This is a genomic window from Enterobacter sp. BIDMC109 (assembly GCF_001037885.1).
Taxonomy (GTDB): Bacteria; Pseudomonadota; Gammaproteobacteria; order Enterobacterales; family Enterobacteriaceae; genus Enterobacter; species Enterobacter hormaechei_C.
This window is the reverse complement of sequence record NZ_KQ090002.1, coordinates 1,800,833-1,825,990: the sequence shown is the minus strand read 5'-3', so window position 1 is coordinate 1,825,990 and position 25,158 is coordinate 1,800,833. Positions and strand designations below refer to the sequence as shown.

Sequence of the window (25,158 nt, the reverse complement as noted above, 5' to 3'; positions counted from 1 at the left end):
CACCCGGCACACACACATGTTACACCGTCACAACAGGCACTCTTGACGCCAGCGCGCACATCAGCTCATACCCGACGGTGCCCGCCGCAGCGGCCACATCATCAATTTTAACCTCGTTGCCCCACAGCTCAACCGGTGAGCCGATCCCCGCCTGGGGACACGGCGTCAAATCGATGGCCAGCATGTCCATGGAGACGGTACCTACCGTGCCGGTGCGCACGCCATCGACCCACACCGGCGTGCCGCTCGGGGCGATGCGCGGATAACCATCTGCATAGCCCCCCGCCACGATACCGATGCGCTGTTCACCTGCTGCCCGATAGCGGCTGCCATAGCCCACCGTATCGCCCGCTTTCAGGGTTTGCACGCCGATAATCTCGCTTCGTAACGTCATCACCGGCTTCAGGCCGCTGTTGGCAATATCCTGCCACTGACCTGAGGGTGACGCGCCGTACAGTACGATCCCCGGACGTACCCAGTTGTAGTGCGCCTCGGGATGCCAGAGCGTTGCCGCTGAGTTCGACAGCGAGCGCGGACAGTCCAGACCTTCTGCCGCCTGCTCAATGCGGACCATGGCATCGGCAATGCCGTCCGGCTTTTCCGCATCGGCGAAGTGCGCCATCAGCGTCATCTCACCGACGTTTTTCAGCGCACGAAGCTGCTGCCAGACCGTATGCACCCGTTCAGGCTGGAAGCCCAGACGGTTCATCCCGCTGTTCACTTTGAGATAGATATCCAGCGGGGCATGCAGCTTCGCGTCCTGGATGGCCTTGATCTGCCAGTTACTGTGAACGCTGGTCGTCAGGCGGTACTTATCCAGCAGAGGCAGATCCTGCGCATGAAAGAATCCTTCCAGCAGCAGGATCGGTCCTTTCCAGCCGCGCTCGCGCAGCAGGATGGCCTCTTCCAGATTCAGCAAGGCAAAACCATCGGTGCCGCCGAGCGCACTCCAGATACGGTCGATACCATGACCGTAGGCGTTGGCTTTCACCACCGACCAGACACGAGAACCCGGCGCAGCACGGCGAACAATTTGCAGGTTATCCTTCAGCGCCTGCAAATCCAGCTGGGCCAGAATGGGACGGGACATGACGACTCCTTAATTATGCGCGCCGTGCAGGTGTTGTGGACGCGATGGGGTAAACCCTGATTGATAGCGTGCGGCGCTCAAATCGTCAAACGGAATTGCCGGCGTCCGTCCGGAGATCAGGTCGCTCAGCAGCTGGCCCGAACCGCAGGCCATGGTCCAGCCAAGCGTGCCGTGGCCGGTGTTAGTCCACAGATTTTTGTATGGTGTACGGCCCACAATCGGCGTGCCGTCCGGGGTCATTGGGCGCAGGCCGGTCCAGAACGTCGCCTGCTCAATGAAGCCGCCGCGCGGGAAGAGATCGCCCACGACCATCTCCAGCGTTTCACGACGCGGTTTGAGCAGCTCGGTATTGAAGCCCACGATTTCCGCCATGCCGCCGACGCGGATCCGGTTATCGAAGCGGGTGATGGCGATTTTGTAGGTTTCATCAAGAATGGTCGAGACCGGCGCGCCGCTGTCCTCTTTCACAGGAATGGTCAGGGAGTAGCCTTTCAGCGGATAGACCGGGATATCCAGGATCCCTTTCAGCATCGCGGTTGAGTAGGAGCCAAACGCCATCACGTAGGCATCGGCTTTAATTACCTCTTCCCCACACTTCACGCCGTAAATCTTCTCACCTTCCGACAGCAGTTTGTCGACAGAAGTATTGAAGCGGAATTTCACCCCGGCCTGCTCACACATGCGCGCCAGACGCTGGGTGAATAGCTGGCAGTCGCCGGTTTCATCGTTCGGTAAACGCAGACCGCCCGTCAGCTTGTGCGCGACCTCGGCAAGCGCTGGCTCCACCTGCGCCAGCTGGCTGGCTTCCAGCAGCTGATACGGTACGCCCGCATCTTCAAGCACGGCGATATCGCGGGTCGCGTTTTCGTACTGTTGCGGGGTACGGAACAGCTGAAGCGTGCCGCCCTGACGCCCTTCATATTCAATGCCCGTTGAGGCACGCAGCGCCTTCAGGCAGTCGCGGCTGTATTCCGCCAGCCGCACCATACGCCCCTTGTTTTCCATATAGTGGCGGGTGTCGCAGTTGCGCAGCATCTGCCACATCCATTTAAGCTGGAACTGCGTGCCGTCAAGACTTATCGCCAGGGGCGCATGTCGCTGAAACATCCATTTGATCGCCTTCAGCGGAACGCCCGGGGCCGCCCACGGCGCAGCGTAGCCCGGAGAGATTTGCCCCGCATTCGCCGCACTGGTTTCCAGCGCCGGACCGGATTCGCGATCGATAACGGTAACCTCATGTCCCGCCTGACTTAAATACCAGGCGCTGGTTACGCCAACGACACCACTTCCCAGTATGACAACACGCATAGCCACTCCATTATGAGCAAAAGAACAATCATCTAATTACAGATTGATAACCTAGTTGAAAATATTATTCAACATATGACTTTTTTATGGTGACTCAACTCACATATCCCGCTGTATCAGGGGATGGCGCTTATTTGGGATCTCCTGCTGCGCGTTATTTTTAACCAGTAGAAAATTCTGTGAGCACCGCTTTATTTGCCGTATCGAAAACGCGAAATCGCAAAGAAAAAATTTCTGCGCCCCGCGTATTTGAATGGGGTGATCTATGCTTGAAAGGAGGCTCTCCAGTCAGAGAGAGCGACCAACAACGAGGGCGCGCTAATGGCTACACTAGATTCCATGTCCAGGGACAGCACCCGTCTGAGCGATGGACCCGACTGGACCTTCGAGTTGCTGGATGTCTACCTGGCGGAGATCGACCGGGTGGCCAAACTCTATCGTCTGGATACCTATCCCCATCAGATTGAAGTCATCACCTCGGAACAGATGATGGACGCTTACTCCAGCGTCGGGATGCCAATTAACTATCCGCACTGGTCGTTTGGCAAAAAATTCATTGAAACAGAGCGGCTGTATAAGCACGGGCAGCAGGGACTGGCGTATGAAATCGTCATTAACTCTAACCCGTGTATTGCCTATCTGATGGAGGAGAACACCATTACCATGCAGGCGCTGGTGATGGCGCACGCCTGCTATGGACATAACTCGTTCTTCAAAAATAACTATCTGTTCCGCAGCTGGACGGACGCCAGCTCCATCGTCGATTACCTGATCTTCGCCCGCAAATACATTACCGACTGCGAAGAGCGCTACGGCGTGGACGAGGTGGAGAAGCTGCTGGACTCCTGCCACGCGCTGATGAACTACGGCGTTGACCGCTATAAGCGTCCGCAGAAGATCTCATTGCAGGAAGAGAAAGCCCGGCAGAAGAGCCGCGAGGAGTATCTGCAAAGCCAGGTGAATATGCTGTGGCGCACCCTGCCGAAACGTGAAGAGGAGAAAACCGTCGCCGAGGCGCGTCGCTACCCTTCCGAGCCGCAGGAAAACCTGCTCTACTTTATGGAGAAAAACGCCCCACTGCTGGAGCCGTGGCAGCGTGAGATCCTGCGCATCGTGCGCAAGGTGAGCCAGTATTTCTATCCGCAGAAGCAGACCCAGGTGATGAACGAAGGCTGGGCGACCTTCTGGCACTACACCATTCTTAACCACCTGTACGACGAAGGAAAAGTCACCGAGCGGTTTATGATGGAGTTTCTGCACAGCCACACCAACGTGGTATTCCAGCCGGCATATAACAGCCCGTGGTACAGCGGCATTAACCCGTACGCGCTCGGCTTTGCCATGTTCCAGGATATCAAGCGTATTTGTCAGTCGCCCACCGAAGAGGACAAATACTGGTTCCCGGATATTGCCGGTTCCGACTGGCTGGAAACGCTGCACTTCGCGATGCGTGATTTTAAGGATGAGAGCTTTATCAGCCAGTTCATGTCGCCGAAGATCATGCGTGATTTCCGCTTCTTCACCGTACTGGATGATGACCGCAACAACTACCTGGAGATCTCCGCGATCCACAACGAAGAGGGCTATCGCGAGATCCGCTCGCGCCTGTCATCCCAGTACAACCTGAGTAATCTTGAACCGAACATTCAGGTCTGGAACGTGGATCTGCGCGGCGACCGCTCCCTGACGTTGCGCTATATTCCGCACAACCGCGCGCCGCTGGATAAGGGGCGTAAGGAAGTGCTGAAGCATGTGCATCGCCTGTGGGGATTTGACGTGTTGCTGGAGCAGCAGAACGAAGATGGCAGCGTGGAGCTGCTGGACCGGTGTCCGGCGCGGTTGAATACGCTGTAGTGGGATTTTTTGCCCGGTGGCGCTACGCTTACCGGGCCTACGGGACCTGTAGGCCGGGTCAGGCGAAGCCGCCACCCGGCGAAAAAAAACCTCCCAATCGAGAGGTTTTTTCTTTCAGCGACTCTGAATCGCTAAATCGCCCGGCAGCGTTTTCTGCATCCGATGCCAGATTTCACCGGAGTCGTGGCCGTAACGACGCACCGTTTCATAGACCTGATCGTGCAGCCCTTCGGTGCAGAGTTTGCTCAGTTTATGGTAAAAGCCGAGCGCCAGGCTGCGGGCTTCAGGGTTAGCAAAGTAGTGACGACCAATGCGCGTATATAACCCTTTCATTCCATTCAGGATCAGACCGTAAACCGGATTGCCGGAAGCAAACGCCAGACCGCGGAACACGTTGTAATCCAGGGTCGCAAAGGCATCCGCGTGGTCTTCCACCTCATTAGCGGTGGCAAGCACTTTCAGCGCATCTTCAGGATGCTGACGAAACGCGGTGCGGATGAAAATGGTGGCGATGTTGGTGCGCACGGAAAGCAGATTATCAATCAGCTGCGGTACGCTTTCGTGGTCGAGACGCGCCAGCGTTTCCAGAATGTTCAGCCCGGACGTTTCCCAGAAGTTGTTCACCTTAGTGGGTTTGCCATGCTGTATCGTCAACCAGCCATCGCGCGCCAGACGCTGGAGCACTTCTCGCAGCGTGGTACGGGTGACGCCAATCAGTTCAGAGAGTTCGCGTTCAGCAGGTAGAATTGATCCCGCAGGGAAACGATTATTCCAGATGCTTTCAATGATGTACTCTTCCGCGAAACCCGCCGGGCTCTGCGCCTTAATGACCATAGTGAGATTTCCATTACACAGCTTTAGCAAATTGCACTCATCATACCAGAGGCGCGCAGAGGCAGATAGCGCAGCAGAGACAGAAAAGAGGGATCGCCGTTTCATTTTTATGAAATTTACAAATGGCTTAATCCCCCGCTCTGCCGCCATTTTTGCGTATACTGATGTCTTGTCTTATTTGACGGGTAAAGGACGTCTGTCGTGGAAATTTCATTTGGGCGCGCGCTGTGGCGCAACTTTTTAGGTCAGTCACCTGACTGGTACAAACTTACTTTACTGGTATTCCTGGTCGTTAATCCCGTTATCTTTTTGCTGGATCCCTTCGTTGCCGGGTGGATGTTGGTCGCCGAGTTTATCTTTACCCTGGCGATAGCGCTGAAGTGCTATCCGCTGTTGCCCGGCGGGCTGCTGGCGCTGGAAGCCGTGGTCATTGGAATGACCAGCGCGGAGCATGTTAAAAACGAGATAGCGTCGAATCTTGAAGTCCTGCTGCTGCTGATCTTCATGGTGGCGGGGATCTACTTTATGAAGCAGCTTCTGCTGTTTATCTTCACCCGTTTGCTGCTGAGCATTCCGTCGAAAACGCTGCTTTCGCTGGCGTTTTGCCTCGCCGCGGCCTTCCTCTCTGCCTTCCTGGATGCGCTGACGGTCGTTGCGGTGGTGATCAGCGTCGCCGTCGGCTTTTACGGGATTTACCACCGGGTGGCCTCGTCTCGTCCTGGCGATAACTTGCAGGACGACAGCCACGTTGAGGCGCACAACCGCGATGTGCTGGAACAGTTCCGCGCGTTTCTGCGCAGCCTGATGATGCATGCGGGCGTGGGGACGGCGCTGGGCGGCGTGATGACCATGGTCGGAGAGCCGCAAAACCTGATTATCGCCAAAGCGGCTGAATGGCATTTTGGCGAATTTTTCCTGCGCATGGCGCCCGTCAGCGTGCCCGTGCTGGTCTGCGGGTTAGCCACCTGTGTGCTGGTCGAAAAATTCAACCTCTTTGGGTATGGCGCGAAGTTGCCCGATCAGGTCCGCCAGGAGTTGCATAAGTTTGACGAGCAGAGCCGCAAACAACGCACGCGCCAGGAGACGCTGCGCCTGATTGCACAGGGTTTCATCGGCGTGTGGCTTATCGCTGCGCTGGCCTTCCACCTTGCCGAGGTGGGGCTGATTGGCCTGTCGGTAATTATCCTTGCAACCAGCCTGGGCGGCGTTACGGACGAACATGCTATCGGAAAAGCCTTTACCGAAGCGCTGCCGTTTACCGCCCTGCTGGCAGTGTTTTTCGCGGTCGTGGCGGTGATTATTGACCAACATCTGTTCGCGCCGATCATCGCGTTTGTGCTTCAGGCTACGCCAGATTCGCAGCTAACGCTGTTCTATTTGTTTAACGGTCTGTTGTCCTCTATATCCGATAACGTCTTTGTCGGGACGGTATACATCAATGAGGCCAAAGCCGCGATGGAGCAAGGGATTGTCAGCAGTGAACAGTTCGAGCTGCTGGCGGTGGCGATCAACACCGGAACCAACCTCCCCTCCGTGGCAACCCCGAACGGTCAGGCGGCATTCCTCTTCCTGCTGACCTCGGCGCTGGCACCACTCATACGACTTTCTTATGGAAGAATGGTCTGGATGGCGCTGCCGTATACGCTGGTGCTTACCCTGGTTGGTTTGCTGTGCATCAAAATTACTCTCGTTCCCTGTACGCAATGGTTATTGCAAGCAGGTATACTTGCGGCGCATTAAAATTCGTTTACACTGCGCTGTCTAAGCATGTTCCAGGGAAATGATTATGTTGCGATTTTTGAACCAGTGCTCACGCGGTCGCGGAGCGTGGTTGTTGATGGCCCTGACCGCCTTTGCGCTGGAAATGGTCGCGCTGTGGTTTCAGCATGTGATGGGGCTGAAACCTTGCGTACTGTGTATTTATGAGCGTTGTGCTCTGTTCGGCATTATGGGCGCGGGTCTGGTAGGTGCGATTGCACCCAAATCACCGTTACGCTATGCGGCAATTGCCATCTGGCTATACAGCGCCGGGAAAGGGATTGCGCTTGCCTGGGAGCACACCCAGATGCAGCTTCACCCGTCGCCGTTTATGACCTGCGATTTTGCCGCCCGCTTCCCGAGCTGGCTGCCGCTGGATAAATGGCTGCCGCAGGTGTTTGTGGCCTCCGGTGACTGCTCTGTACGCCAGTGGGAATTCCTGACGCTGGAGATGCCGCAGTGGCTGGTGGGCATTTTTGTCGCCTACTTTGTGGTGGCACTGCTGGTGCTGATTGCCCAGCCGTTCAAACCAAAGAAACGCGATCTTTTTGGAAGGTAAAAGCAAAACGGCAACGTCAGTTTTGTTGGTCGGGTAAGCGCAGCGCCACCCGACAAAATTGCGCACAATAAAAAACCCGCCTCGGCGGGTTTTTTATTATCACCGATTAGGGTGATTCATAATGTGGTCTTCCCAGTCGCGCACCTCGGACTCTTTCACCGCAATGTGGCGCACGGAAATACGTTCACCGTGCATCGCCGCTTTCGACCCCGTCAACAGCGGATGCCATGTGGGCAGATCTTTTCCTTCCGCCAGCAGGCGATACGCGCAGGTATGCGGCAACCACTCAAAGGTCGGCAGATTTTCACGGGTTAACTTGATGCAGTCCGGCTCATATTCGAAACGGCGCTCATAGTTGCGGCACTGGCAGGTTTTGATGTTTAACTGCTTGCAGGCTACGTTGGTGAAATAGATCTCGTCCGAATCTTCATCCATTAGCTTATGCAGGCAGCACTGCCCGCAGCCGTCACACAACGATTCCCACTCCGCGTCGGTCATGTCGTCGAGAGTTTTGCTTTGCCAGAAAGGAATGTCGTTCATCGGGATGTCCACACGTCAAAATAGAGCGCACCTTATAACGAGTCTGGCACGTTGATGCAAGTTTTGCCGCCCTTTTCAGGCGGCAAGGTGCTTTTACAGCACGCGGGTTTTCAGCGACAGGCCGTTAAAACTGACGTCCAGTTCGTCGCCGCTAAGCAGCGGCCCCACACCTTCCGGAGTGCCGGTGAGGATCACGTCGCCAGGTTTCAGGGTGAAGAAGCGGCTCATGTAGGCAATCAGCGGAACGATCTTATGGATCATGTCAGCGGTTGTTCCCTGCTGGCGGATCTCGCCGTTGACCTTCAGGCTGAGCGGCGTGTTCTGCGGATCGTCGGTAAATTCACTCACCGGAACGAAACCGGAAATCGGGCATGAATTATCAAAACCCTTGGCTTTTTCCCACGGCTGCCCCGCTTTCTTCATTTTGCCCTGGACGTCACGCAGCGTCAGGTCGAGCGCGACACCGTAACCCGCAATCGCTTTCTCTACATGCTCTTCAGTTGCCTGGCGCAGCGTCGCGCCGATCAGCACCGCCAGCTCCACTTCATGATGCACCGAGCCCAGTCCCTGCGGCAGAACCAGCGGCTGGCGAATATCGCACAGTGCGGTTTCTGGCTTAATAAACAGAACCGGCTCTTCCGGCACGGCGCTGCCCATCTCCTGAATATGTTTTGCATAGTTGCTGCCCACGCAGACCACTTTGCTGACGGGATAATCCAGTAATGCACCTTGCCAGTTATGATGTTGATACATGGTCGACCCCTAATCGGTTGATGAGTTGTTCCCGGAAGGACCCGGGCTTATTTCTTTCCGCTCAGCTCAAGGTGCTGTTTTAATAAATTCTCCGGTGGCGGCGGAAGCTGTAAATAATAGCCCTGCTCGATTAACGCCTTTTTGACTTTCTCAAGATCGGCGTTCACCAGCTTCTTACGGCCGTCCAGCGGCAGCAGCATCGCCAGCTGCGGTCGGCCAAAGCTTTTCATTAATTCTTCAGGCACGAGGGAAAAATCGTCTTTCTTTTCGACATAAAGGTAGGTCTGGTCGCGGCTGGTACTTCTGTAGATCACACAAAACATGTTTTTACTCTGAATTAACGGGTGGTTGCTTGCCTCAATATACTCCTGACTATAACATGCCTGATACTCTTCGGAATATCGCGGCGATGTGTTGCGGTTAATAGCAAATTGAGTAAGGCCAGGATGTCAAATACGCCCATCGAGCTTAAAGGCAGTAGCTTCACCTTATCAGTGGTTCATTTGCATGATGCAAAACCCGAGGTTATTCGTCAGGCGTTAGAAGACAAAATCGCGCAGGCTCCCGCTTTTCTTAAGCATGCTCCTGTCGTCGTCAATGTAAGCGACCTTGAGGGGCCGGTTAACTGGAAGCGACTCCAGCAGGCCGTCGTCTCCACGGGGTTGCGCATCGTGGGTATTAGCGGCTGCAAAGACGCAGAGTTAAAAGCCGAAATTGAACGCGCGGGTTTGCCCTTGTTAAACGAGGGCAAAGAAAAAGCCCCGCGTGCAACGCCTGCAACCGTTCCCGCTCCCCCGCCTCCGGCGCAAAATGTAGCCCCAGTCACAAAAACGCGATTGATTGATCTGCCGGTTCGTTCCGGTCAGCGCATTTATGCGCCAAACTGTGATCTGATTGTTACAAGCCACGTCAGTGCGGGCGCAGAACTGATTGCAGATGGCAATATTCACGTTTACGGTATGATGCGTGGGCGTGCGCTTGCGGGCGCCAGCGGCGATCGAGAAGCACAAATTTTTTGTACTCACCTGACGGCAGAACTGGTGTCTATCGCAGGTGAATATTGGCTGAGCGATAAAATCCCAGCCGAATTTTATGGCAAAGCGGCCCGTCTGCAACTGGCAGATAACGCTTTGACCGTTCAACCGTTAAATTGATCCCTTTTAACAAGGAATTTCTATGGCACGCATTATTGTTGTGACTTCGGGTAAAGGAGGCGTTGGCAAGACCACCTCCAGCGCGGCCATCGCTACTGGTTTGGCCCAGAAGGGAAAGAAAACCGTCGTAATCGACTTCGATATCGGTCTGCGTAACCTGGACCTGATCATGGGTTGCGAGCGTCGCGTGGTGTATGACTTCGTGAACGTCATTCAGGGCGATGCCACCCTTAACCAGGCGCTGATTAAAGATAAGCGTACCGAGAACCTCTACATTCTTCCGGCGTCCCAGACCCGTGATAAAGACGCCCTGACCCGCGAAGGCGTGGAAAAGGTGCTCGACGATCTGAAAAAGATGGAGTTCGACTTCGTGGTCTGCGACTCCCCGGCCGGTATCGAAACCGGGGCTTTGATGGCGCTCTACTTCGCGGATGAAGCCATCATCACCACCAACCCGGAAGTCTCGTCAGTACGTGACTCCGACCGTATTCTCGGCATTCTGGCCTCGAAATCCCGTCGCGCGGAAAATGGCCAGGAGCCAATCAAAGAGCACCTGCTGCTGACCCGCTACAACCCGGGCCGGGTGAACAAAGGTGACATGCTGAGCATGGAAGACGTGCTGGAGATCCTGCGCATCAAACTGGTTGGCGTGATCCCGGAAGATCAGTCCGTGTTGCGTGCCTCTAACCAGGGCGAGCCCGTGATCCTGGATACACAGGCAGACGCAGGTAAAGCGTATGCGGATACCGTTGACCGTCTGCTGGGAGAAGAACGTCCTTTCCGCTTCATTGAAGAAGAGAAGAAAGGTTTCCTCAAACGCCTGTTCGGAGGATAAGTTATGGCATTACTGGACTTTTTTCTCTCGCGGAAAAAAAGCACCGCCAACATCGCAAAAGAACGTCTGCAAATCATTGTGGCGGAACGTCGTCGCAGCGACGCCGAACCGCACTACCTGCCGCAGTTGCGCAAAGACATTCTGGAAGTGATCTGCAAATACGTGCAGATTGACCCGGAAATGGTCACCGTTCAGCTGGAGCAAAAAGACGGGGATATTTCGATTCTGGAGCTGAACGTGACGCTTCCGGAAGCGGAAGAGTCGCGTTAATCCGTTTGTGGTTTTGTAGGCCGGGTAAGCATCGCGCCTCCCGGCAATTTCCCCGGTGGCGCTGCGCTTACCGGGGCTACAATTCTTTAGCGCGGATACCCTTCCAGCAGGGTATTCAGGCGTTCGGCCATCAGTTCCCCCCGCCATCCGGCGACCAGTTCCGGTAAACCATTTTGCGGTTTCAACTTCCAGTGCCAGTTCAGCAGCTGGTTAATCTGACGACGTGAAGCCAGCAGTTCGGCACTCAGTTTGCTTTCCCCCGCCACCGTCTGCACCAGCGCTTTGATGTCTTTAAACGCCTTGCGGTAGCCCGGCATATCCATCAGGTTAAGCAGCGGTTCTGGCAGTGCGTCCTCTGGCAGTTGCTGAGCTTTCTCTACCAGCGCGAGCAGCGTTTTACCGTGGAAACGGATCTCACTTCCGGAAAGGCCAATGCTGTCCAGTTCGCCAAGGCTACCCGGCATATAGCGCGCCACCGCCCACAGGTGCTCTTCACGCACCACGAAGTTAACCGCCAGATCGCGCTCACGCGCTTTACGCAGACGCCAGTCAGCCAGCAGTTGCAGACAGGCCAGTTGACGGGTGCGCAGCTGCCAGGCGTTAGTGATGTCACGCCAGGCTTCTTTCGGATCAACCACTTCCTGGCGACGCTGCTGCGTCATGCGGCACTCGTCCAGTGCGGCAGACAGCCAACCGGACGCCTCAGCCTCTTTCATGAGCTGGCCGGCAATTGGAAGAAGATAAAAGACGTCTGCCGCGGCGTATTCAAGCTGACGCGCCGTCAGCGGACGCGCGAGCCAGTCGGTACGCGATTCGCTCTTATCCAGCGTCAGACCGGTGTACTCTTCCACCATCGCCGCAAAACCCCAGGAGAGCGGACGACCGCTGAACGCCGCGAGGATCTGGGTATCAATCAGCGGCTGCGGCATGATGCCAAAGGTGTTGAGAAAGACTTCCAGATCTTCACTGCCCGCGTGCAGATATTTGGTCACGGCGGTATCCAGCAACAGCTCGCGCATTGGCGCCCAGTCGGTAATGCCGAGGGGGTCAATCAACGACACGTGTTTGCCGTCATACATCTGAATCAGACCCAGCTGCGGATAGTACGTTCGGGTGCGGACAAATTCCGTATCCAGGGCGATAGCGGGAAATTCACGCGTCACCTCGCACAGCGAAGCCAGCTCGTCGTTGGTAGTGATCATCTGGTAATTCAAATCGGACTCTCTTTTGTTTGCGCCCATAAAAAACGCCGGATTAACCGGCGTCTGGGCGATTAACGTGAAGCTCAGGCCTTATTGTCCACTTTGGCACGGGCTTCGTCACGTAATTCTCGTCGTAATATCTTCCCGACGTTGGATTTCGGCAGCTCATCCCGGAATTCCACTAGCTTCGGCACTTTATAGCCCGTCAGCTGACGGCGACAAAACGTTATCAGCGCATCCTCGGTCAGAGAAGGATCTTTCTTGACCACAAATATCTTCACCGCTTCACCGCTGCTGCCGGAGGGAACGCCCACCGCCGCTACTTCCAGCACGCCGCTGTGCTGCATCACCACGTCTTCGATTTCGTTCGGATAGACGTTGAACCCTGACACCAGGATCATGTCTTTCTTGCGATCGACGATGCGCAGGAAGCCTTCGTCATCCATCACCGCGATGTCGCCCGTGTGCAGCCAGCCGTCTTTGATGATCTCATCCGTGGCATCCGGACGTTGCCAGTAGCCCAGCATCACCTGCGGCCCTCTGACGCACAGCTCTCCTGGCTCACCGTGAGGCACTTCGTTATCCTCATCATCCACCAGTTTTGCTTCCGTCGACGGGACCGGCAGACCGATACTGCCGCTGTGATAGTCGATATCATGCGGGTTAACGCTGACCAGCGGGGCGCACTCCGTCAGGCCATAGCCTTCCAGCAGATACTGCCCGGTGAGTTTCACCCAGCGCTCGGCAACCGCCTGCTGAACCGGCATCCCGCCACCCGCAGAGAGGTGCAGCGTGGAGAAATCGAGCTGCTGGAACTCTTTATTGTTAAGCAGCGCGTTAAACAGGGTGTTCACGCCGGTCATGGCGGTGAACGGGTATTTCGCCAGCTCTTTGACCAGCCCCGGAATGTCGCGCGGGTTGGTGATCAATACGTTTTGACCGCCAAGCTCAATAAACAGCAGGCAGTTCATGGTCAGCGCAAAAATGTGATACAGCGGAAGCGCGGTGATCACCAGCTCCTTGCCCGGATGCAGCAGCGGCCCGTAGGTGGCATTAACCTGCTCAAGGTTCGCCAGCATGTTACGGTGGGTCAGCATCGCCCCTTTGGCCACGCCGGTGGTACCGCCGGTGTATTGCAGGAAGGCCAGATCCTCGGACACGATCTCCGGCTTCACGTACTGCATCCGGTAGCCCGCATGCAGGGCGCGGCGGAAAGAGATGGCATCCGGCAGGTGGTATTTCGGCACCAGCCGCTTAACGTATTTAACGACAAAGTTGACCAGCGTACCTTTCGCGGTAGAGAGCTGGTCGCCCATGCGCGTCAGGATGACGTGTTTAACCTGGGTTCTTTCAACGACTTTTTCCAGCGTGTGGGCAAAGTTGGAGACAATCACAATCGCCGCCGCGCCGCTGTCATTCAACTGATGTTCCAGCTCGCGCGGGGTATAGAGCGGGTTAACGTTAACCACGATCATCCCTGCCCTGAGGATCCCGAACAGCGCCACCGGGTATTGCAGCAGGTTTGGCATCATCAGCGCGACGCGATCCCCTTTCTGCAAGCCCAACCCTTCCTGTAAATAGGCTGCAAACGCCCGGCTGCGCTCTTCCAGCTTACGGAAGGTCATCACTTCGCCCATATTCACAAATGCAGGCTGGTCAGCGTAACGCCGTACCGAGTGTTCAAATAATTCAATCAGGGATTGATAACGGTCAGGATTGATCTCCGCAGGGACATCCGCGGGATAACGGTTAAGCCAAACCTTTTTCAATGCATCACCTCTGAAATGAGTGTTCGTCGTCATCACAGCCCCGATAATAAACAGTTTGTTAACATTATATTAACTCAGCGTACCAGTTTATTAATTGTTCAGATTGCAGGTTGCGAAGCGCGTCACTCTTTTTTTTCGTTTTATCCGTAAAAAAACAGAGACAGCGGCTGAGCCGCTGTCTCTTTCCTAACAATAACAGTAAGTTACTCAGTTACGATTGTTTGAACCTGTGCAGGGCCTGGATTGTACCAACCCCAGCCACCGTAGCCGTAACGATACGGATGCGGTCCCCACATCCACGGATCAATTGGCTGTGGCGGCATCACCACCTGCTGGGCAATACGCCAGCGTTTGTAGCCGTTCACCTGCATGGTCATAAATTTGTATGGCGTATTGCCGATTTTCCCCGCCACCGAACCGGTAATCGGCCCGACGACGGTTACCAGCTGCCCGCGGAAATCTACCGGATCGAGGAAGCCGCTGACGTCAGCGTAGATCCGCCCGCGCGAGGCTTCACCCAGAACAGGCCGCGCGCCGTCGTCCAGCGGGACAGTGGCAATCTCCAGCCGGGTTTTCCCCTGCTGGTTTAACACTTCAACCACCTTGCCGCCAAACCGCGCTTCCTGCCCGACATACAACTCCGGGGCATTCATCACGCGTACCAGATCCTGCTGTGGCGTCGGGCTGGTGCCCTTGATCGCATCAGGAACGGTGACGCACCCGCTCAGTGCTATGGCAACCGCGCCTGCCATAAGAAAGCGTACAACTTTAGTCTGAACCGCCATGATGCGACTCCTTTTTCTCAGTTCCTGTTACTGAGATTCACTCGCGGCCAGGAAGTTTCTTCCACGCGACGGTGTTTCGTAAATAAACCGGTTCAGCATGTTCAACCGCCACGGTTTTTCCTGCGGCAAGCAGCTGACAGGCAATCGGCAGCATATCTTCTGCGGCGGGCAGGAGCATGTTACCGTCCACCAGCGTAAGGCCGGTGTCCTTCGCCATCTCAGGCCATGCCGGCCAGCCGGTTCCGACCGTCGCCCACTCACCGGAGAGCTGCTTCAGGCGCCCGGTGACGGCTTCAGGTTTAAGCACCGCTTCCGTCTCTTCGCCGTGCCAGACGCCGTTTTCGTCACGGGTGTACTCCGCCCAGTAGACTTCCCCCATGCGGGCATCAATCGCAGCCAGCACGCGGGTGGCGCCGGTCATGCGCCAGGCGCCCTGAGCCATGGTCGCAAGCGTTGAGACGCCGATCATCGGCAGGTCAGCGCCCAGCGCCAGCCCCTGCGCAATGCCTATCCCGATACGTACGCCCGTAAAGCTGCCCGGACCACGGCCGTAGGCCAGCGCGTCGAGGTCAGTCAGGGCGGTGTTGCCCTCGGTTAAAATGGTTTTTACCAGGGGCAGAATACGTTGGGTGTGTTCCCGTGGGCACTCTTCGAAATGAGCAAAAGTCGTACCGTCGTTCCACAGGGCAACGGAACAGGCCTCTGTCGCGGTATCAATAGCCAGAATTCGCATCAGTCGTCGCGCTCTCGCAATGGTCAGTCACAAAATGGCGCGCATCTTAACACACTCCGGGAAGAATTACTCCGCCGTCGGGTTCGCCAGGAAGCGGACCGCGCGTTTAATATCCCGCGTGCGCGGCGCGGGCGGCAGGCTGGCGAGGAAGGTGGCGCCGTAGGGACGCATCACCAGGCGGTTGTCGCAGATCACCAGCACCCCGCGGTCGGTGACGTCGCGGATCAGTCGCCCTACCCCCTGTTTAAGCGTGATGACCGCGTCCGGCAGCTGGACGTCGTCGAACGGATCGCCCCCGCGCAGACGGCAATCCTCCATGCGCGCTTTCAGGAGCGGATCGTCCGGCGATGTGAACGGCAGCTTATCGATAATCACCAGCGAGAGCGTATCGCCGCGCACGTCCACCCCTTCCCAGAAGCTGCTGGTCGCCACCAGCAGGGCATTACCGGCGCTGACAAACTGCTGGAGCAGCTGGCCTTTGCTGGTTTCCCCCTGCAACAGCACCGGTAGCGTCATGGTGGCGCGGAACTGCTCGGCCAGTTCGCGCATCATGGCGTGTGAGGTGCAGAGCATAAAGCAGCGCCCGTTGTTGGCCTCAATCATCGGCTTCAGCATGGCCGCCAGATGGCGCGCCGCGCCCGGTTGGTTAGGCAGCGGCAGATTGCGCGGCACGCACAGCAGCGCCTGTTTCTCATAGTCGAACGGGCTCGGCAGAAGCAGGGATTCCGCCTGCTCAATGCCGAGGCGCTCGGTAAAGTGGTGCAGATCGTCATTGACCGACAGCGTGGCCGAGGTAAAGACCCAGGTGCCGGGCTTTTGCGCCATCACCTCTTTGAATTTATCAGCAACGGTCAGCGGCGTGAGCGCCAGGGTGAAGTGGCGCGAGGTACATTCGTACCAGTAGCTATAGCCCGGCTGGTTGATCCCTTTCAGCCGCTTCAGCCGCCCACGGTAGAGCGTGGCGCGCTCGAAGGCGGCGTCCAGCAGCGCTGAACGTCCGAGGGACAGCTTCGCCACGTCGTAACAGAGTTCAAGGGCATCATCGAGCAGCAGCAGCGCGCGCTGGATATTTTTGTCTGCGAGCAGTTCGCGCAGGTTGCCGCGATAGCCCGGCTCGCCAAGCTGTAAGCGGAAATCCTGTGCGCATTGCGCCAGGCGGTCCGCGCACTTCTGCAACTGCTGGGTATCTTTGAGTTCGGTGCGATAGGCAATGGTAATATCTTTCGCCAGATCCTGAAGCTGACGGCTGGAGAGCGACTGACCAAAATACTGGCTGGCGATGTCCGGTAGCTGATGGGCTTCATCGAAGATCATCACCTCCGCCTCCGGGATCAGCTCGCCGAAACCACTGTCTTTGACCACCATATCCGCAAGAAACAGGTGATGGTTCACCACCACCACGTCGGCGTCCATCGCGGTTTTACGCGCTTTCACCACAAAACAGTCCTTATACAGCGGGCAGTCGCTGCCGAGGCAGTTGTCATTGGTGCTGGTCACCAGCGGCCAGGCCGGGGAGTCTTCCGGCACGCTCGCGCAGGTGCTGATGTCCCCCTCCTCCGTCTGGTTGGCCCAGGCGCGCAGGACGATCACATCGCTCAGGGTTTGTACCGGCAGGTCACCGCCCGCCAGCGCCTGCTGTTCAAGACGCTCCAGACACAGGTAGTTAGAACGCCCTTTCAGCAAGGCCAGACGCCCTTTGTATTTCAGCGCTTTCGCCACCGTGGGTAAATCGCGGCTGTAGAGCTGATCCTGGAGCGCTTTTGATCCCGTAGAGATGATCACCTTCTTTTTCGCCCGCAGCGCAGGAGCGAGGTAAGCATACGTTTTCCCCGTACCGGTGCCGGCCTCCACGACCAGCGGCTGAGCCTTGTCGATGGCGTGCGCGACGGCATGCGCCATCTGACGTTGGGGTTCGCGCGGTTTAAAGCCGGGAATAGCCTGTGCTAAGTGACCTTCTGGGGAAAAATCGTCTGCCACGGTGTTCTCTCACTGTATTTTTGCACAGGGATTATGTCAGCCCCTTCTCTCCGGTGCCACCCCAAATAGTGACGACGGCGGAACATTATGGCAGTCTTGCCGCCTGACGACGAAAGATAACGAGGATACGTTTATGACAATTACGCGCATTGATGCCGAAGCCCGCTGGTCTGATGTGGTGATCCACAACCAGACGCTGTACTACACCGGCGTCCCTGCCAATCTGGACGCTGACGCCTTCGAGCAGACCGCCAACACCCTGGCGCAGATCGACGCCGTACTGGAAAAACAGGGCAGCGATAAATCCCGCATTCTGGATGCGACGATTTTTCTGGCGAATAAAGACGATTTCGCGGCGATGAATAAAGCCTGGGATGCGTGGGTGGTGGCGGGTCACGCGCCTGTACGCTGCACCGTACAGGCCACGCTGATGAAACCGGAATATAAGGTTGAGATCAAGATTATCGCGGCAGTGTAAGCCGGTTATTCTTCATCTTCATCCTCAAAGCGCGCCACGATCCGCTCGCCGGTATGGGTGGCGCGAAGTTCTTCCGCGACCTGGGAAATTGCCTGTCCGCTGCTCATCCCCTGGGACATCAGCTCCTGAATACGTTCAACGGCTTTCTGCTGTTGGTCATGGCTGAGAGAAGGTAAACCTGCAAACATCGTTAACTCCTGCTAAATTATTCGCGCTAATTATTTCACGCTGCCCGGTAGTATGCCATACATGAACATGCGCTTCCCCACTGTTATGACCTTGCCCTGGCGTGCAGACGCCGCCGAGTTCTGGTTTGCCCGTCTGAGCCACCTTCCTTTTGCCATGCTGCTGCACTCCGGGCATGCGGATCACCCCTACAGCCGCTTTGACATTCTGGTGGCCGACCCGGTTAAAACGCTGACGACCGATGCGCTGTCGCCAACGGACGATCCGCTGATGCGGCTTCAGAACGAGATCCATGCTCTGGGCTTATCTGCCACACCGGATCCGGATCTGCCTTTCCAGGGGGGCACGCTGGGCCTGTTTGGTTACGATCTGGGTCGCCGTTTCGAAAAGCTGCCCGAGCATGCGCAGGCGGATATTTCCCTGCCGGATATGGCGGTGGGGCTGTATGACTGGGCGCTGATCGTGGATCACCGTAAGCAGACGGTTTCTCTGCTAAGCCACCGGGACGTGCAGGCGCGTCTGGCCTGGCTTGAGGCGCAACGGCCCGCCGCCCCGGAACACTTTATGCTAACCTCCGGCTGGCGCTCGAACATGAGCGCGGAGGAATACGCGGAAAAATTCTCCCGCGTGCAGGCGTATCTTCACAGCGGCGACTGTTATCAGGTCAACCTCGCCCAGCGTTTCCAGGCGGCATACGAGGGAGACGAATGGCAGGCGTTTACCCGCCTCAATGCCAGCAATAAGGCCCCGTTCAGCGCATTTTTACGCCTTGAACACGGCGCCATCCTCAGCCTTTCACCTGAGCGTTTTATTCACCTGGCTGACGGTATGATTCAGACCCGCCCGATAAAGGGCACCCTGCCGCGCCTTGCCGATGCCGACGCCGACCGTCAGCAGGCGGAGACGCTGGCGGCCTCGCCGAAAGATCGCGCTGAAAACCTGATGATTGTCGATCTGATGCGCAATGATATTGGCCGCGTCGCCGAGCCGGGCAGCGTGCGCGTGCCGGAGCTGTTCGTCGTGGAGCCATTCCCGGCGGTGCATCATCTGGTCAGCACCATCACCGCACGTCTGCCGGCCTCGCGAACCGCCTGCGATCTGCTCCGCGCCGCGTTTCCGGGCGGCTCCATTACCGGCGCGCCGAAGGTCCGGGCGATGGAGATCATCGACGAACTGGAACCGCATCGCCGCAACGCCTGGTGCGGCAGCATCGGCTATGTGAGTCTGTGCGGCACCATGGATACCAGCATCACTATTCGCACCCTGACGGCCTGCGACGGTAACCTGTACTGTTCCGCAGGCGGTGGCATTGTGGCCGACAGCCAGGCGGAGGCGGAATATCAGGAAACCTTTGATAAAGTGAATCGTATCCTGAAACAACTGGAGAACTCACGGTGAAGAAAGACAACCTGACGCTGGATGATTTTCTGTCGCGCTTTCAGCTTCTGCGGCCCCAGGTTAACCGCGCCACGCTGAATCAACGTCAGGCGGCGGTGCTGATCCCGGTCGTGCGTCGTGAGCAGCCGGGTCTGTTGCTTACCCAGCGCTCACCGCATATGCGAAAACACGCCGGTCAGGTTGCGTTCCCGGGCGGCGCGGTGGACAGCACCGATGCATCCCTGATTGCCGCCGCACTGCGCGAAGCGCATGAGGAAGTGGCGATCCCCCCGGAGGCGGTCGAGGTGATCGGCGTGCTGCCGCCAGTGGACAGCGTAACCGGTTTTCAGGTCACGCCGGTCGTTGGCATTATTCCGCCCGATCTTCAGTATCACGCCAGCGTCGATGAAGTTTCAGCGGTATTCGAAATGCCGCTGGAAGAGGCCCTTCGTCTGGGTCGCTATCACCCGCTGGATATTCACCGCCGCGGACACGATCATCGGGTCTGGCTGTCGTGGTATCAGCATTATTTTGTCTGGGGCATGACGGCAGGCATCATTCGTGAGCTGGCCCTGCAAATCGGCCTGAAGCCTTGACTATACTTTACATTCCACCCTTTTCTGGCAGGTTTGCGATCGGCGTCGCGCTATTAGCAAAACCATCGTTAACCATTAGTTTAATTCATGTGAATAGTTAAGCCGAGGTTGGTGTTCCCTCTTACACTATGCGCAGTTATAACATCGTTACTGGAACCCCAGTAACCCTGTCAGGAGTGTGAAAGTGATTAGTATATTCGACATGTTCAAAGTGGGGATTGGTCCATCTTCTTCCCACACTGTAGGGCCGATGAAGGCCGGTAAACAGTTCGTCGATGATCTGGTCGAAAAAGGATTACTGGAAAGCGTTACCCGTGTCGCCGTAGACGTTTACGGTTCACTGTCATTAACGGGTAAAGGCCACCACACCGATATCGCCATTATTATGGGTCTGGCGGGCAATATGCCGGACACAGTTGATATTGATGCCATTCCGGCATTTATCCGCGACGTGGAAACGCGCGGTCGTTTGCTGCTGGCTAACGGCCAGCACGAAGTGGACTTCCCGCAGGATGACGGGATGCGTTTTCGTAGCGACAACCTGCCGCTGCATGAAAACGGCATGACCATCCACGCCTGGAGTGGCGAAAAAGAGATCTACAGCAAAACTTACTACTCCATCGGCGGCGGCTTTATCGTTGACGAAGAACACTTTGGTAAAGAGAGCGCGGGCGACGTCAATGTGCCCTATCCGTTTAAATCGGCCACCGAGATGCTGGGCTACTGCAAAGAGACCGGTCTGTCCCTGTCAGGCATGGTGATGCAGAACGAACTGGCGCTGCACAGCAAGAAAGAGATCGAAGACTATTTTGCTAACGTGTGGCAAACCATGCGCGCCTGTATTGACCGCGGGATGAACACTGAGGGTGTTCTGCCTGGGCCACTGCGCGTACCGCGTCGTGCCTCTGCTCTGCGCCGCATGCTGGTCACTACCGACAAGTTCTCCAATGACCCAATGAACGTGGTCGACTGGGTGAACATGTTTGCCCTCGCGGTTAACGAAGAGAACGCAGCGGGTGGTCGCGTCGTGACGGCGCCAACCAACGGCGCGTGCGGTATCGTTCCGGCGGTGCTGGCCTATTACGATCACTTTATTGAGCCCGTGACGCCGGACATCTATATCCGCTATTTCCTCGCGGCAGGTGCTATCGGCGCGCTGTACAAAATGAATGCGTCCATCTCTGGTGCCGAAGTAGGCTGTCAGGGTGAAGTGGGCGTGGCCTGCTCTATGGCAGCAGCGGGTCTGGCGGAACTGCTGGGCGCCAGCCCTGAGCAGGTGTGCGTGGCGGCGGAAATCGGTATGGAGCACAACCTCGGTCTGACCTGTGACCCGGTTGCCGGCCAGGTGCAGGTGCCGTGCATTGAGCGTAACGCCATCGCCTCCGTCAAAGCGATCAACGCCTCACGTATGGCGATGCGCCGTACCAGCGAGCCACGCGTGTCGCTGGATAAGGTTATTGAAACTATGTACGAAACCGGCAAGGACATGAACGCGAAGTACCGTGAGACCTCGCGCGGCGGTCTGGCCATTAAGGTGCAGTGCGACTAAGCCTTCCTTTCGCCCATCTGCAACGGATGGGCGAATTTTCCCCTCTCGTCTCGTCGCTTCACGTATTCCCCACTACACTGTCACTGTTGCGTCTGGCTTTTCCGGCCGGTGCTTAACAGGCGACCGTTCATGCAAACTGCACAAACGATCATTAAAGACTATCGCCGAAAACGCGTTATCGTCTGTGTCACGGTTGCGCTCGTTACGCTCGTCCTGACGCTGGGTATTCGCTTTATTTCACAGCGCAACATAAATCAGGATCGGATCCACGACTTTACCCACCACACCGTGCGTGCGCTTGATAAGGTGCTTCTTTCGTTAGAGGCCCAGCGGGAAACGCTACTTTCACTGGTTGGCATACCCTGTTCCGAAGCAAATCTGATCCTGCGAAAACAGGCGGCGCTCCTCCAGACCGTACGCTCCATCGCCCTCATTCAAGACGGAATACTGTATTGCTCAAGCGTCTTTGGCAGCCGTAATGTGCCCGTCAGTGAGTTTGTGCCGGAGCTGCCGGTCAGTGAATCCAGGCTGTTGCTGCTGACCGATCGGTGGCTGGTAAAAGGCAGCCCGTTACTGATTCAGTGGTCTCCCCTCGCGAGCGACGGCAACGACGGGGTGATGGAGGTGGTGAATATCGATCTCATCACTAAAATGATTCTCGAGCCGCAGCGGCCGCAGATCACCGACGTTGTCCTGAGAGTAGGAGATAACTTCCTCCGCGACGGGCAACAGGTGACGACTACGCCGACCTTCGATGAAAACGCCTCCCTGCTGGAACAATCGTCACAGCATTACCCTTTCAGCGTCACGGTGAGCGGCCCCGGGCCTGGCGAAATGGCGTTAAAAAATCTGCCCACCCAGCTGCCGCTGGCGTTAATGCTCAGCTTACTGATGGGCTATATCGCCTGGCTCGCCACCGCGCGGCGCATCAGTTTCACCTGGGAAATCAATATGGGAATTGCGGCCAGGGAGTTTGAGCTCTTCTGCCAGCCGCTGGTGAATGCCCGCACCCGGGAATGCGTCGGCGTCGAGATCCTCCTGCGCTGGAACAACCCGCGTCAGGGATGGATTTCGCCCGATGTCTTTATCCCTCTGGCCGAAGAACATAACCTGATTGTTCCGCTTACCCGCTACGTCATCAGCGAAACGGTGCGGCAGATAGGCTATTTCCCGGCCTCGCGCGATTTCCATATCGGCATTAACGTGGCCGCCAGCCATTTTCGCCGCGCTGCGCTGATCCAGGATCTCAACCGCATCTGGTTTAACGCCAGCCCTGTTCAACAGTTGATCGTGGAGTTAACCGAACGCGATGCGTTGCTGGATGTGGATTACCGCATAGTGCGGGAGCTGCACCGCAAAGGGGTGAAACTTGCGATTGATGATTTTGGTACCGGCAACAGCTCACTTTCATGGCTAGAAAAACTGCATCCGGATGTGCTGAAAATTGATAAATCCTTCACCACCGCGATCGGCACCGACGCCGTGAACTCAACGGTAACGGATATTATTATTGCACTGGGTCAGCGGCTGAATATTGAACTGGTTGCGGAAGGGGTGGAAACCGAGGAGCAGTCACGCTACCTGCGCCGTCACAGCGTACATATTTTGCAGGGGTACTTGTATGCGCGGCCAATGCCGCTGCGCGAGTTTCCGAAATGGCTGGCGGAAAGTCACTCTCCGCCAGCCCGCCACAACGGACACATCGTGCCCTTACTGCCGTTACGCTAGATAGCGTTACTCTTCTTCGTCGTGTGCAGAGTGCTCTTTAACAATACGCACCATATCAACGCGATAGTCGTTGGCTTCGACGATAGTAATTTGCAGCGGCGGCAGCTCCAGCACATCACCAATACGCGGGATCTGCCCGTTAACGGCAATCACCAGCCCCGCGACGGTGGCAATGTCTTCATCATCATTGACCACGTTTTCGACGCCCAGCGTGTGCGATAGCGCGTGCAGGTCGGTGGTGCCTTTCACCAGCCAGCCGTCACCGTCGGCAACGATTTCCGGGGTTTCATCCGCATCAGGGAATTCACCGGCAATGGCTTCCAGCACGTCCAGCGGCGTCACCAGGCCCTGTACCACACCAAATTCATTGGTGACGATAACAAAGCTCCCGCGGGCACGACGCAATACGCCCAGCAGGTTGATCGGATCCAGCGTCTCCGGTACCACGATGGCGGGCGACGCGGCCGCTACGGCCTCGACGTTAACGCCCTCTTCCAGCGCCACCAGCATCTCTTTCGCGCGTACCACACCGATAATCTCATCCAGCTCACCCCGGCAGACCGGGAACAGGCTGTGTGGCGATGAGAGCAGCTGCTGACGAATTTCGTCGACGCTCAGGTTGGCGTCCACCCAGCTGATCTCACCGCGCGGCGTCATAATGCCGCGCAGGGAGCGGGAAGCCAGCGAAAGCACGCCGTTGATCATGTAGCGTTCTTCTTCCACAAACGCGCCTTCCGGCACCGGAACCGGGTTACGGTTCTCGTTATCAGCCTGCACGTTGACCTGACGACGTCCGCCCATCAGTCGCAGAATCGCATCTGCGGTACGGGCTCGCAGCGGCTGATTCGACTGCTGCTTAATAAAGTTACGGCGCGCAATCTGGTTAAACAGCTCGATCAGAATCGAGAAGCCAATCGCGGCGTACAGGTAGCCTTTCGGAATATGGAAGCCAAACCCTTCTGCCACCAGGCTCAGACCAATCATCAGCAGGAAGCTCAGACACAGCACAACGACCGTCGGATGCTGGTTGACGAAACGCGTCAGCGGTTTCGACGCCAGCAGCATTACCGCCATCGCAATCACCACCGCCGCCATCATCACCGGCAGATGATTCACCATGCCGACCGCCGTAATCACCGCATCCAGTGAGAAGACCGCATCAAGCACCACAATCTGGAGAACAACCACCCAGAAGCTGGCGTAGCCCTTACCGTGGCCATCATCATGCTGCCGGTTCTCCAGCCGTTCATGCAGCTCTGTTGTGGCTTTGAACAGCAGGAACAGTCCCCCCACCAGCATGATTAAATCGCGGCCGGAGAAGGTGAAATCCATGACGGTAAACAGGGGCTTCGTCAGGGTGACCATCCACGAGATCACAGACAGTAAGCCCAGACGCATGATCAGCGCCAGCGAGAGGCCGAGCAGACGGGCTTTATCACGCTGTTTCGGCGGCAGCTTATCCGCGAGGATGGCGATAAACACCAGGTTATCAATACCGAGAACGATCTCCAGCACGACCAGCGTAAGCAAGCCTACCCAGATTGACGGGTCCATTAAGAATTCCATGACACGCTCCTGCTAAAGGAATGACAAAACGGTGCCCCGCTAATTTCGGGCATTTCAAAGGGAATGAGAGTCGATGCGTGGCGAAGATCGCCGATGAATAAGGCGCGGAATGGCCTGGAAGATGACTGACGTCGGTGACGGTCCATATAGTGGGCTGTAGCCCTATACTCCTGAATAATTAAACGGACGCTAAACATATCAGAGACAATTGGTTTTTAGCAAAGATTTACGTTCCTTTGCAAACTTCTGTAACACAC

At 56.6% G+C, this 25,158-nt stretch carries 24 protein-coding genes; 11 read left to right on the top strand and 13 right to left on the bottom strand.

Annotated elements, in window-relative coordinates; genetic code table 11:
• Positions 1-19: 19 nt before the first annotated feature.
• Together dadX and SK62_RS08730 are read right to left on the bottom strand one after the other, a co-directional pair.
• The gene (gene dadX / locus SK62_RS08735; RefSeq protein ID WP_023296789.1) at positions 20-1,090 is read right to left on the bottom strand and encodes a catabolic alanine racemase DadX; all 1,071 of its coding nucleotides are present in this window, start codon (positions 1,088-1,090) and stop codon (positions 20-22) included.
• A gap of 9 nt (positions 1,091-1,099) precedes the next feature.
• Positions 1,100-2,398 carry a D-amino acid dehydrogenase gene (locus SK62_RS08730; RefSeq protein WP_032619534.1) on the bottom strand — a complete coding sequence of 433 codons (1,299 nt, stop codon included), beginning with the start codon at positions 2,396-2,398 and terminating at the stop codon, positions 1,100-1,102.
• Between the two features lie 321 nt (positions 2,399-2,719).
• Between SK62_RS08730 and SK62_RS08720 the strand changes: the two genes are divergently transcribed.
• Positions 2,720-4,252 carry a SpoVR family protein gene (locus SK62_RS08720; protein ID WP_017384314.1) on the top strand — a complete coding sequence of 511 codons (1,533 nt, stop codon included), beginning with the start codon at positions 2,720-2,722 and terminating at the stop codon, positions 4,250-4,252.
• Between the two features lie 114 nt (positions 4,253-4,366).
• On the opposite strand, the gene fadR is transcribed toward SK62_RS08720, so the two are convergent.
• The gene (gene fadR / locus SK62_RS08715) at positions 4,367-5,086 is read right to left on the bottom strand and encodes a fatty acid metabolism transcriptional regulator FadR (protein WP_015570315.1); all 720 of its coding nucleotides are present in this window, start codon (positions 5,084-5,086) and stop codon (positions 4,367-4,369) included.
• Positions 5,087-5,287: 201 nt separating this feature from the next.
• Here fadR and nhaB point away from each other — a divergent pair, with 201 nt between their 5' ends.
• A complete protein-coding gene (gene nhaB / locus SK62_RS08710; protein WP_048249481.1) occupies positions 5,288-6,826 on the top strand; it encodes a Na(+)/H(+) antiporter NhaB in 1,539 nt (512 codons plus the stop codon).
• Positions 6,827-6,872: 46 nt separating this feature from the next.
• The gene (gene dsbB, locus SK62_RS08705; RefSeq protein WP_017693268.1) at positions 6,873-7,403 is read left to right on the top strand and encodes a disulfide bond formation protein DsbB; all 531 of its coding nucleotides are present in this window, start codon (positions 6,873-6,875) and stop codon (positions 7,401-7,403) included.
• A gap of 99 nt (positions 7,404-7,502) precedes the next feature.
• On the opposite strand, the gene SK62_RS08700 is transcribed toward dsbB, so the two are convergent.
• The 3 genes from SK62_RS08700 to SK62_RS08690 form a co-directional block, all read right to left on the bottom strand.
• Complete coding sequence (locus SK62_RS08700; RefSeq protein WP_015570314.1) at positions 7,503-7,943, bottom strand: YcgN family cysteine cluster protein; 441 nt, start codon at positions 7,941-7,943, stop codon at positions 7,503-7,505.
• Between the two features lie 93 nt (positions 7,944-8,036).
• Positions 8,037-8,696, bottom strand: coding sequence for a fumarylacetoacetate hydrolase family protein (locus tag SK62_RS08695; RefSeq protein ID WP_032619529.1), 660 nt, complete (start codon positions 8,694-8,696; stop codon positions 8,037-8,039).
• Positions 8,697-8,743: 47 nt separating this feature from the next.
• The gene (locus SK62_RS08690; protein ID WP_047719468.1) at positions 8,744-9,019 is read right to left on the bottom strand and encodes a YcgL domain-containing protein; all 276 of its coding nucleotides are present in this window, start codon (positions 9,017-9,019) and stop codon (positions 8,744-8,746) included.
• 123 nt (positions 9,020-9,142) lie between these two features.
• On the opposite strand from SK62_RS08690, the gene minC reads away from it, so the two are divergent.
• The 3 genes from minC to minE are packed head-to-tail and all read left to right on the top strand — an operon-like array spanning position 9,143 to position 10,955.
• Positions 9,143-9,850, top strand: coding sequence for a septum site-determining protein MinC (minC, locus tag SK62_RS08685; protein ID WP_015570311.1), 708 nt, complete (start codon positions 9,143-9,145; stop codon positions 9,848-9,850).
• Positions 9,851-9,872: 22 nt separating this feature from the next.
• Positions 9,873-10,685 (top strand): septum site-determining protein MinD, encoded by an 813-nt coding sequence (gene minD, locus SK62_RS08680; protein WP_003859938.1) that lies wholly within the window; start codon positions 9,873-9,875, stop codon positions 10,683-10,685.
• A gap of 3 nt (positions 10,686-10,688) precedes the next feature.
• Positions 10,689-10,955 (top strand): cell division topological specificity factor MinE, encoded by a 267-nt coding sequence (gene minE, locus SK62_RS08675; RefSeq protein ID WP_003859937.1) that lies wholly within the window; start codon positions 10,689-10,691, stop codon positions 10,953-10,955.
• An 86-nt stretch (positions 10,956-11,041) separates the two neighbouring features.
• On the opposite strand, the gene rnd is transcribed toward minE, so the two are convergent.
• The 5 genes from rnd to SK62_RS08650 form a co-directional block, all read right to left on the bottom strand.
• Entirely contained in the window at positions 11,042-12,157 is a 1,116-nt protein-coding gene (gene rnd, locus SK62_RS08670) for a ribonuclease D (protein ID WP_122959317.1), read from the bottom strand.
• Between the two features lie 83 nt (positions 12,158-12,240).
• Complete coding sequence (fadD, locus tag SK62_RS08665; protein ID WP_017693264.1) at positions 12,241-13,926, bottom strand: long-chain-fatty-acid--CoA ligase FadD; 1,686 nt, start codon at positions 13,924-13,926, stop codon at positions 12,241-12,243.
• Positions 13,927-14,129: 203 nt separating this feature from the next.
• Positions 14,130-14,711: a Slp family lipoprotein gene (locus tag SK62_RS08660; protein WP_015570309.1), complete on the bottom strand. Its 582-nt coding sequence runs from the start codon at positions 14,709-14,711 to the stop codon at positions 14,130-14,132.
• A 37-nt stretch (positions 14,712-14,748) separates the two neighbouring features.
• Positions 14,749-15,444 carry a tRNA (adenosine(37)-N6)-threonylcarbamoyltransferase complex dimerization subunit type 1 TsaB gene (gene tsaB, locus SK62_RS08655; protein ID WP_015570308.1) on the bottom strand — a complete coding sequence of 232 codons (696 nt, stop codon included), beginning with the start codon at positions 15,442-15,444 and terminating at the stop codon, positions 14,749-14,751.
• 66 nt (positions 15,445-15,510) lie between these two features.
• Positions 15,511-17,421 carry an ATP-dependent DNA helicase gene (locus tag SK62_RS08650; RefSeq protein ID WP_047719467.1) on the bottom strand — a complete coding sequence of 637 codons (1,911 nt, stop codon included), beginning with the start codon at positions 17,419-17,421 and terminating at the stop codon, positions 15,511-15,513.
• 133 nt (positions 17,422-17,554) lie between these two features.
• Here SK62_RS08650 and SK62_RS08645 point away from each other — a divergent pair, with 133 nt between their 5' ends.
• Positions 17,555-17,899, top strand: a complete 345-nt coding sequence (locus SK62_RS08645) for a RidA family protein (protein ID WP_003859927.1) — start codon at positions 17,555-17,557, stop codon at positions 17,897-17,899.
• 5 nt (positions 17,900-17,904) lie between these two features.
• Here SK62_RS08645 and SK62_RS08640 read toward each other — a convergent pair whose 3' ends face one another.
• Entirely contained in the window at positions 17,905-18,087 is a 183-nt protein-coding gene (locus SK62_RS08640) for a YoaH family protein (RefSeq protein WP_003859925.1), read from the bottom strand.
• Between the two features lie 61 nt (positions 18,088-18,148).
• Between SK62_RS08640 and pabB the strand changes: the two genes are divergently transcribed.
• The 4 genes from pabB to SK62_RS08620 all read left to right on the top strand — a co-directional run bounded on the left by pabB (position 18,149) and on the right by SK62_RS08620 (position 23,335).
• On the top strand, positions 18,149-19,483 hold the full coding sequence (gene pabB / locus SK62_RS08635; RefSeq protein WP_047719466.1) for an aminodeoxychorismate synthase component 1: 1,335 nt from the start codon (positions 18,149-18,151) through the stop codon (positions 19,481-19,483).
• The gene (locus SK62_RS08630; protein ID WP_017384324.1) at positions 19,480-20,058 is read left to right on the top strand and encodes a CoA pyrophosphatase; all 579 of its coding nucleotides are present in this window, start codon (positions 19,480-19,482) and stop codon (positions 20,056-20,058) included. Before pabB ends, SK62_RS08630 begins: the two co-directional genes overlap by 4 nt.
• Positions 20,059-20,242: 184 nt before the next feature.
• Positions 20,243-21,607, top strand: coding sequence for an L-serine ammonia-lyase (sdaA, locus tag SK62_RS08625; protein ID WP_003859920.1), 1,365 nt, complete (start codon positions 20,243-20,245; stop codon positions 21,605-21,607).
• Positions 21,608-21,736: 129 nt separating this feature from the next.
• A complete protein-coding gene (locus SK62_RS08620; protein ID WP_047719465.1) occupies positions 21,737-23,335 on the top strand; it encodes an EAL domain-containing protein in 1,599 nt (532 codons plus the stop codon).
• A gap of 6 nt (positions 23,336-23,341) precedes the next feature.
• Here SK62_RS08620 and yoaE read toward each other — a convergent pair whose 3' ends face one another.
• Complete coding sequence (yoaE, locus tag SK62_RS08615; RefSeq protein ID WP_047719464.1) at positions 23,342-24,901, bottom strand: CNNM family cation transport protein YoaE; 1,560 nt, start codon at positions 24,899-24,901, stop codon at positions 23,342-23,344.
• Positions 24,902-25,158: the final 257 nt, after the last annotated feature.

Bases quoted from the DNA above. Each gene is read 5' to 3' on its own strand.
- SK62_RS08695 (WP_032619529.1), bottom strand. From the start codon at position 8,696: ATGTATCAACATCATAACTGGCAAGGTGCATTACTGGATTATCCCGTC.
- SK62_RS08620 (WP_047719465.1), top strand. From the start codon at position 21,737: ATGCAAACTGCACAAACGATCATTAAAGACTATCGCCGAAAACGCGTT.
- dadX (WP_023296789.1), bottom strand. From the start codon at position 1,090: ATGTCCCGTCCCATTCTGGCCCAGCTGGATTTGCAGGCGCTGAAGGAT.
- minD (WP_003859938.1), top strand. From the start codon at position 9,873: ATGGCACGCATTATTGTTGTGACTTCGGGTAAAGGAGGCGTTGGCAAG.
- SK62_RS08730 (WP_032619534.1), bottom strand. From the start codon at position 2,398: ATGCGTGTTGTCATACTGGGAAGTGGTGTCGTTGGCGTAACCAGCGCC.
- SK62_RS08690 (WP_047719468.1), bottom strand. From the start codon at position 9,019: ATGTTTTGTGTGATCTACAGAAGTACCAGCCGCGACCAGACCTACCTT.
- SK62_RS08660 (WP_015570309.1), bottom strand. From the start codon at position 14,711: ATGGCGGTTCAGACTAAAGTTGTACGCTTTCTTATGGCAGGCGCGGTT.
- tsaB (WP_015570308.1), bottom strand. From the start codon at position 15,444: ATGCGAATTCTGGCTATTGATACCGCGACAGAGGCCTGTTCCGTTGCC.
- SK62_RS08645 (WP_003859927.1), top strand. From the start codon at position 17,555: ATGACAATTACGCGCATTGATGCCGAAGCCCGCTGGTCTGATGTGGTG.
- SK62_RS08640 (WP_003859925.1), bottom strand. From the start codon at position 18,087: ATGTTTGCAGGTTTACCTTCTCTCAGCCATGACCAACAGCAGAAAGCC.
- minC (WP_015570311.1), top strand. From the start codon at position 9,143: ATGTCAAATACGCCCATCGAGCTTAAAGGCAGTAGCTTCACCTTATCA.
- rnd (WP_122959317.1), bottom strand. From the start codon at position 12,157: ATGATCACTACCAACGACGAGCTGGCTTCGCTGTGCGAGGTGACGCGT.
- fadR (WP_015570315.1), bottom strand. From the start codon at position 5,086: ATGGTCATTAAGGCGCAGAGCCCGGCGGGTTTCGCGGAAGAGTACATC.
- dsbB (WP_017693268.1), top strand. From the start codon at position 6,873: ATGTTGCGATTTTTGAACCAGTGCTCACGCGGTCGCGGAGCGTGGTTG.
- SK62_RS08700 (WP_015570314.1), bottom strand. From the start codon at position 7,943: ATGAACGACATTCCTTTCTGGCAAAGCAAAACTCTCGACGACATGACC.
- pabB (WP_047719466.1), top strand. From the start codon at position 18,149: ATGAACATGCGCTTCCCCACTGTTATGACCTTGCCCTGGCGTGCAGAC.
- minE (WP_003859937.1), top strand. From the start codon at position 10,689: ATGGCATTACTGGACTTTTTTCTCTCGCGGAAAAAAAGCACCGCCAAC.
- SK62_RS08720 (WP_017384314.1), top strand. From the start codon at position 2,720: ATGGCTACACTAGATTCCATGTCCAGGGACAGCACCCGTCTGAGCGAT.
- yoaE (WP_047719464.1), bottom strand. From the start codon at position 24,901: ATGGAATTCTTAATGGACCCGTCAATCTGGGTAGGCTTGCTTACGCTG.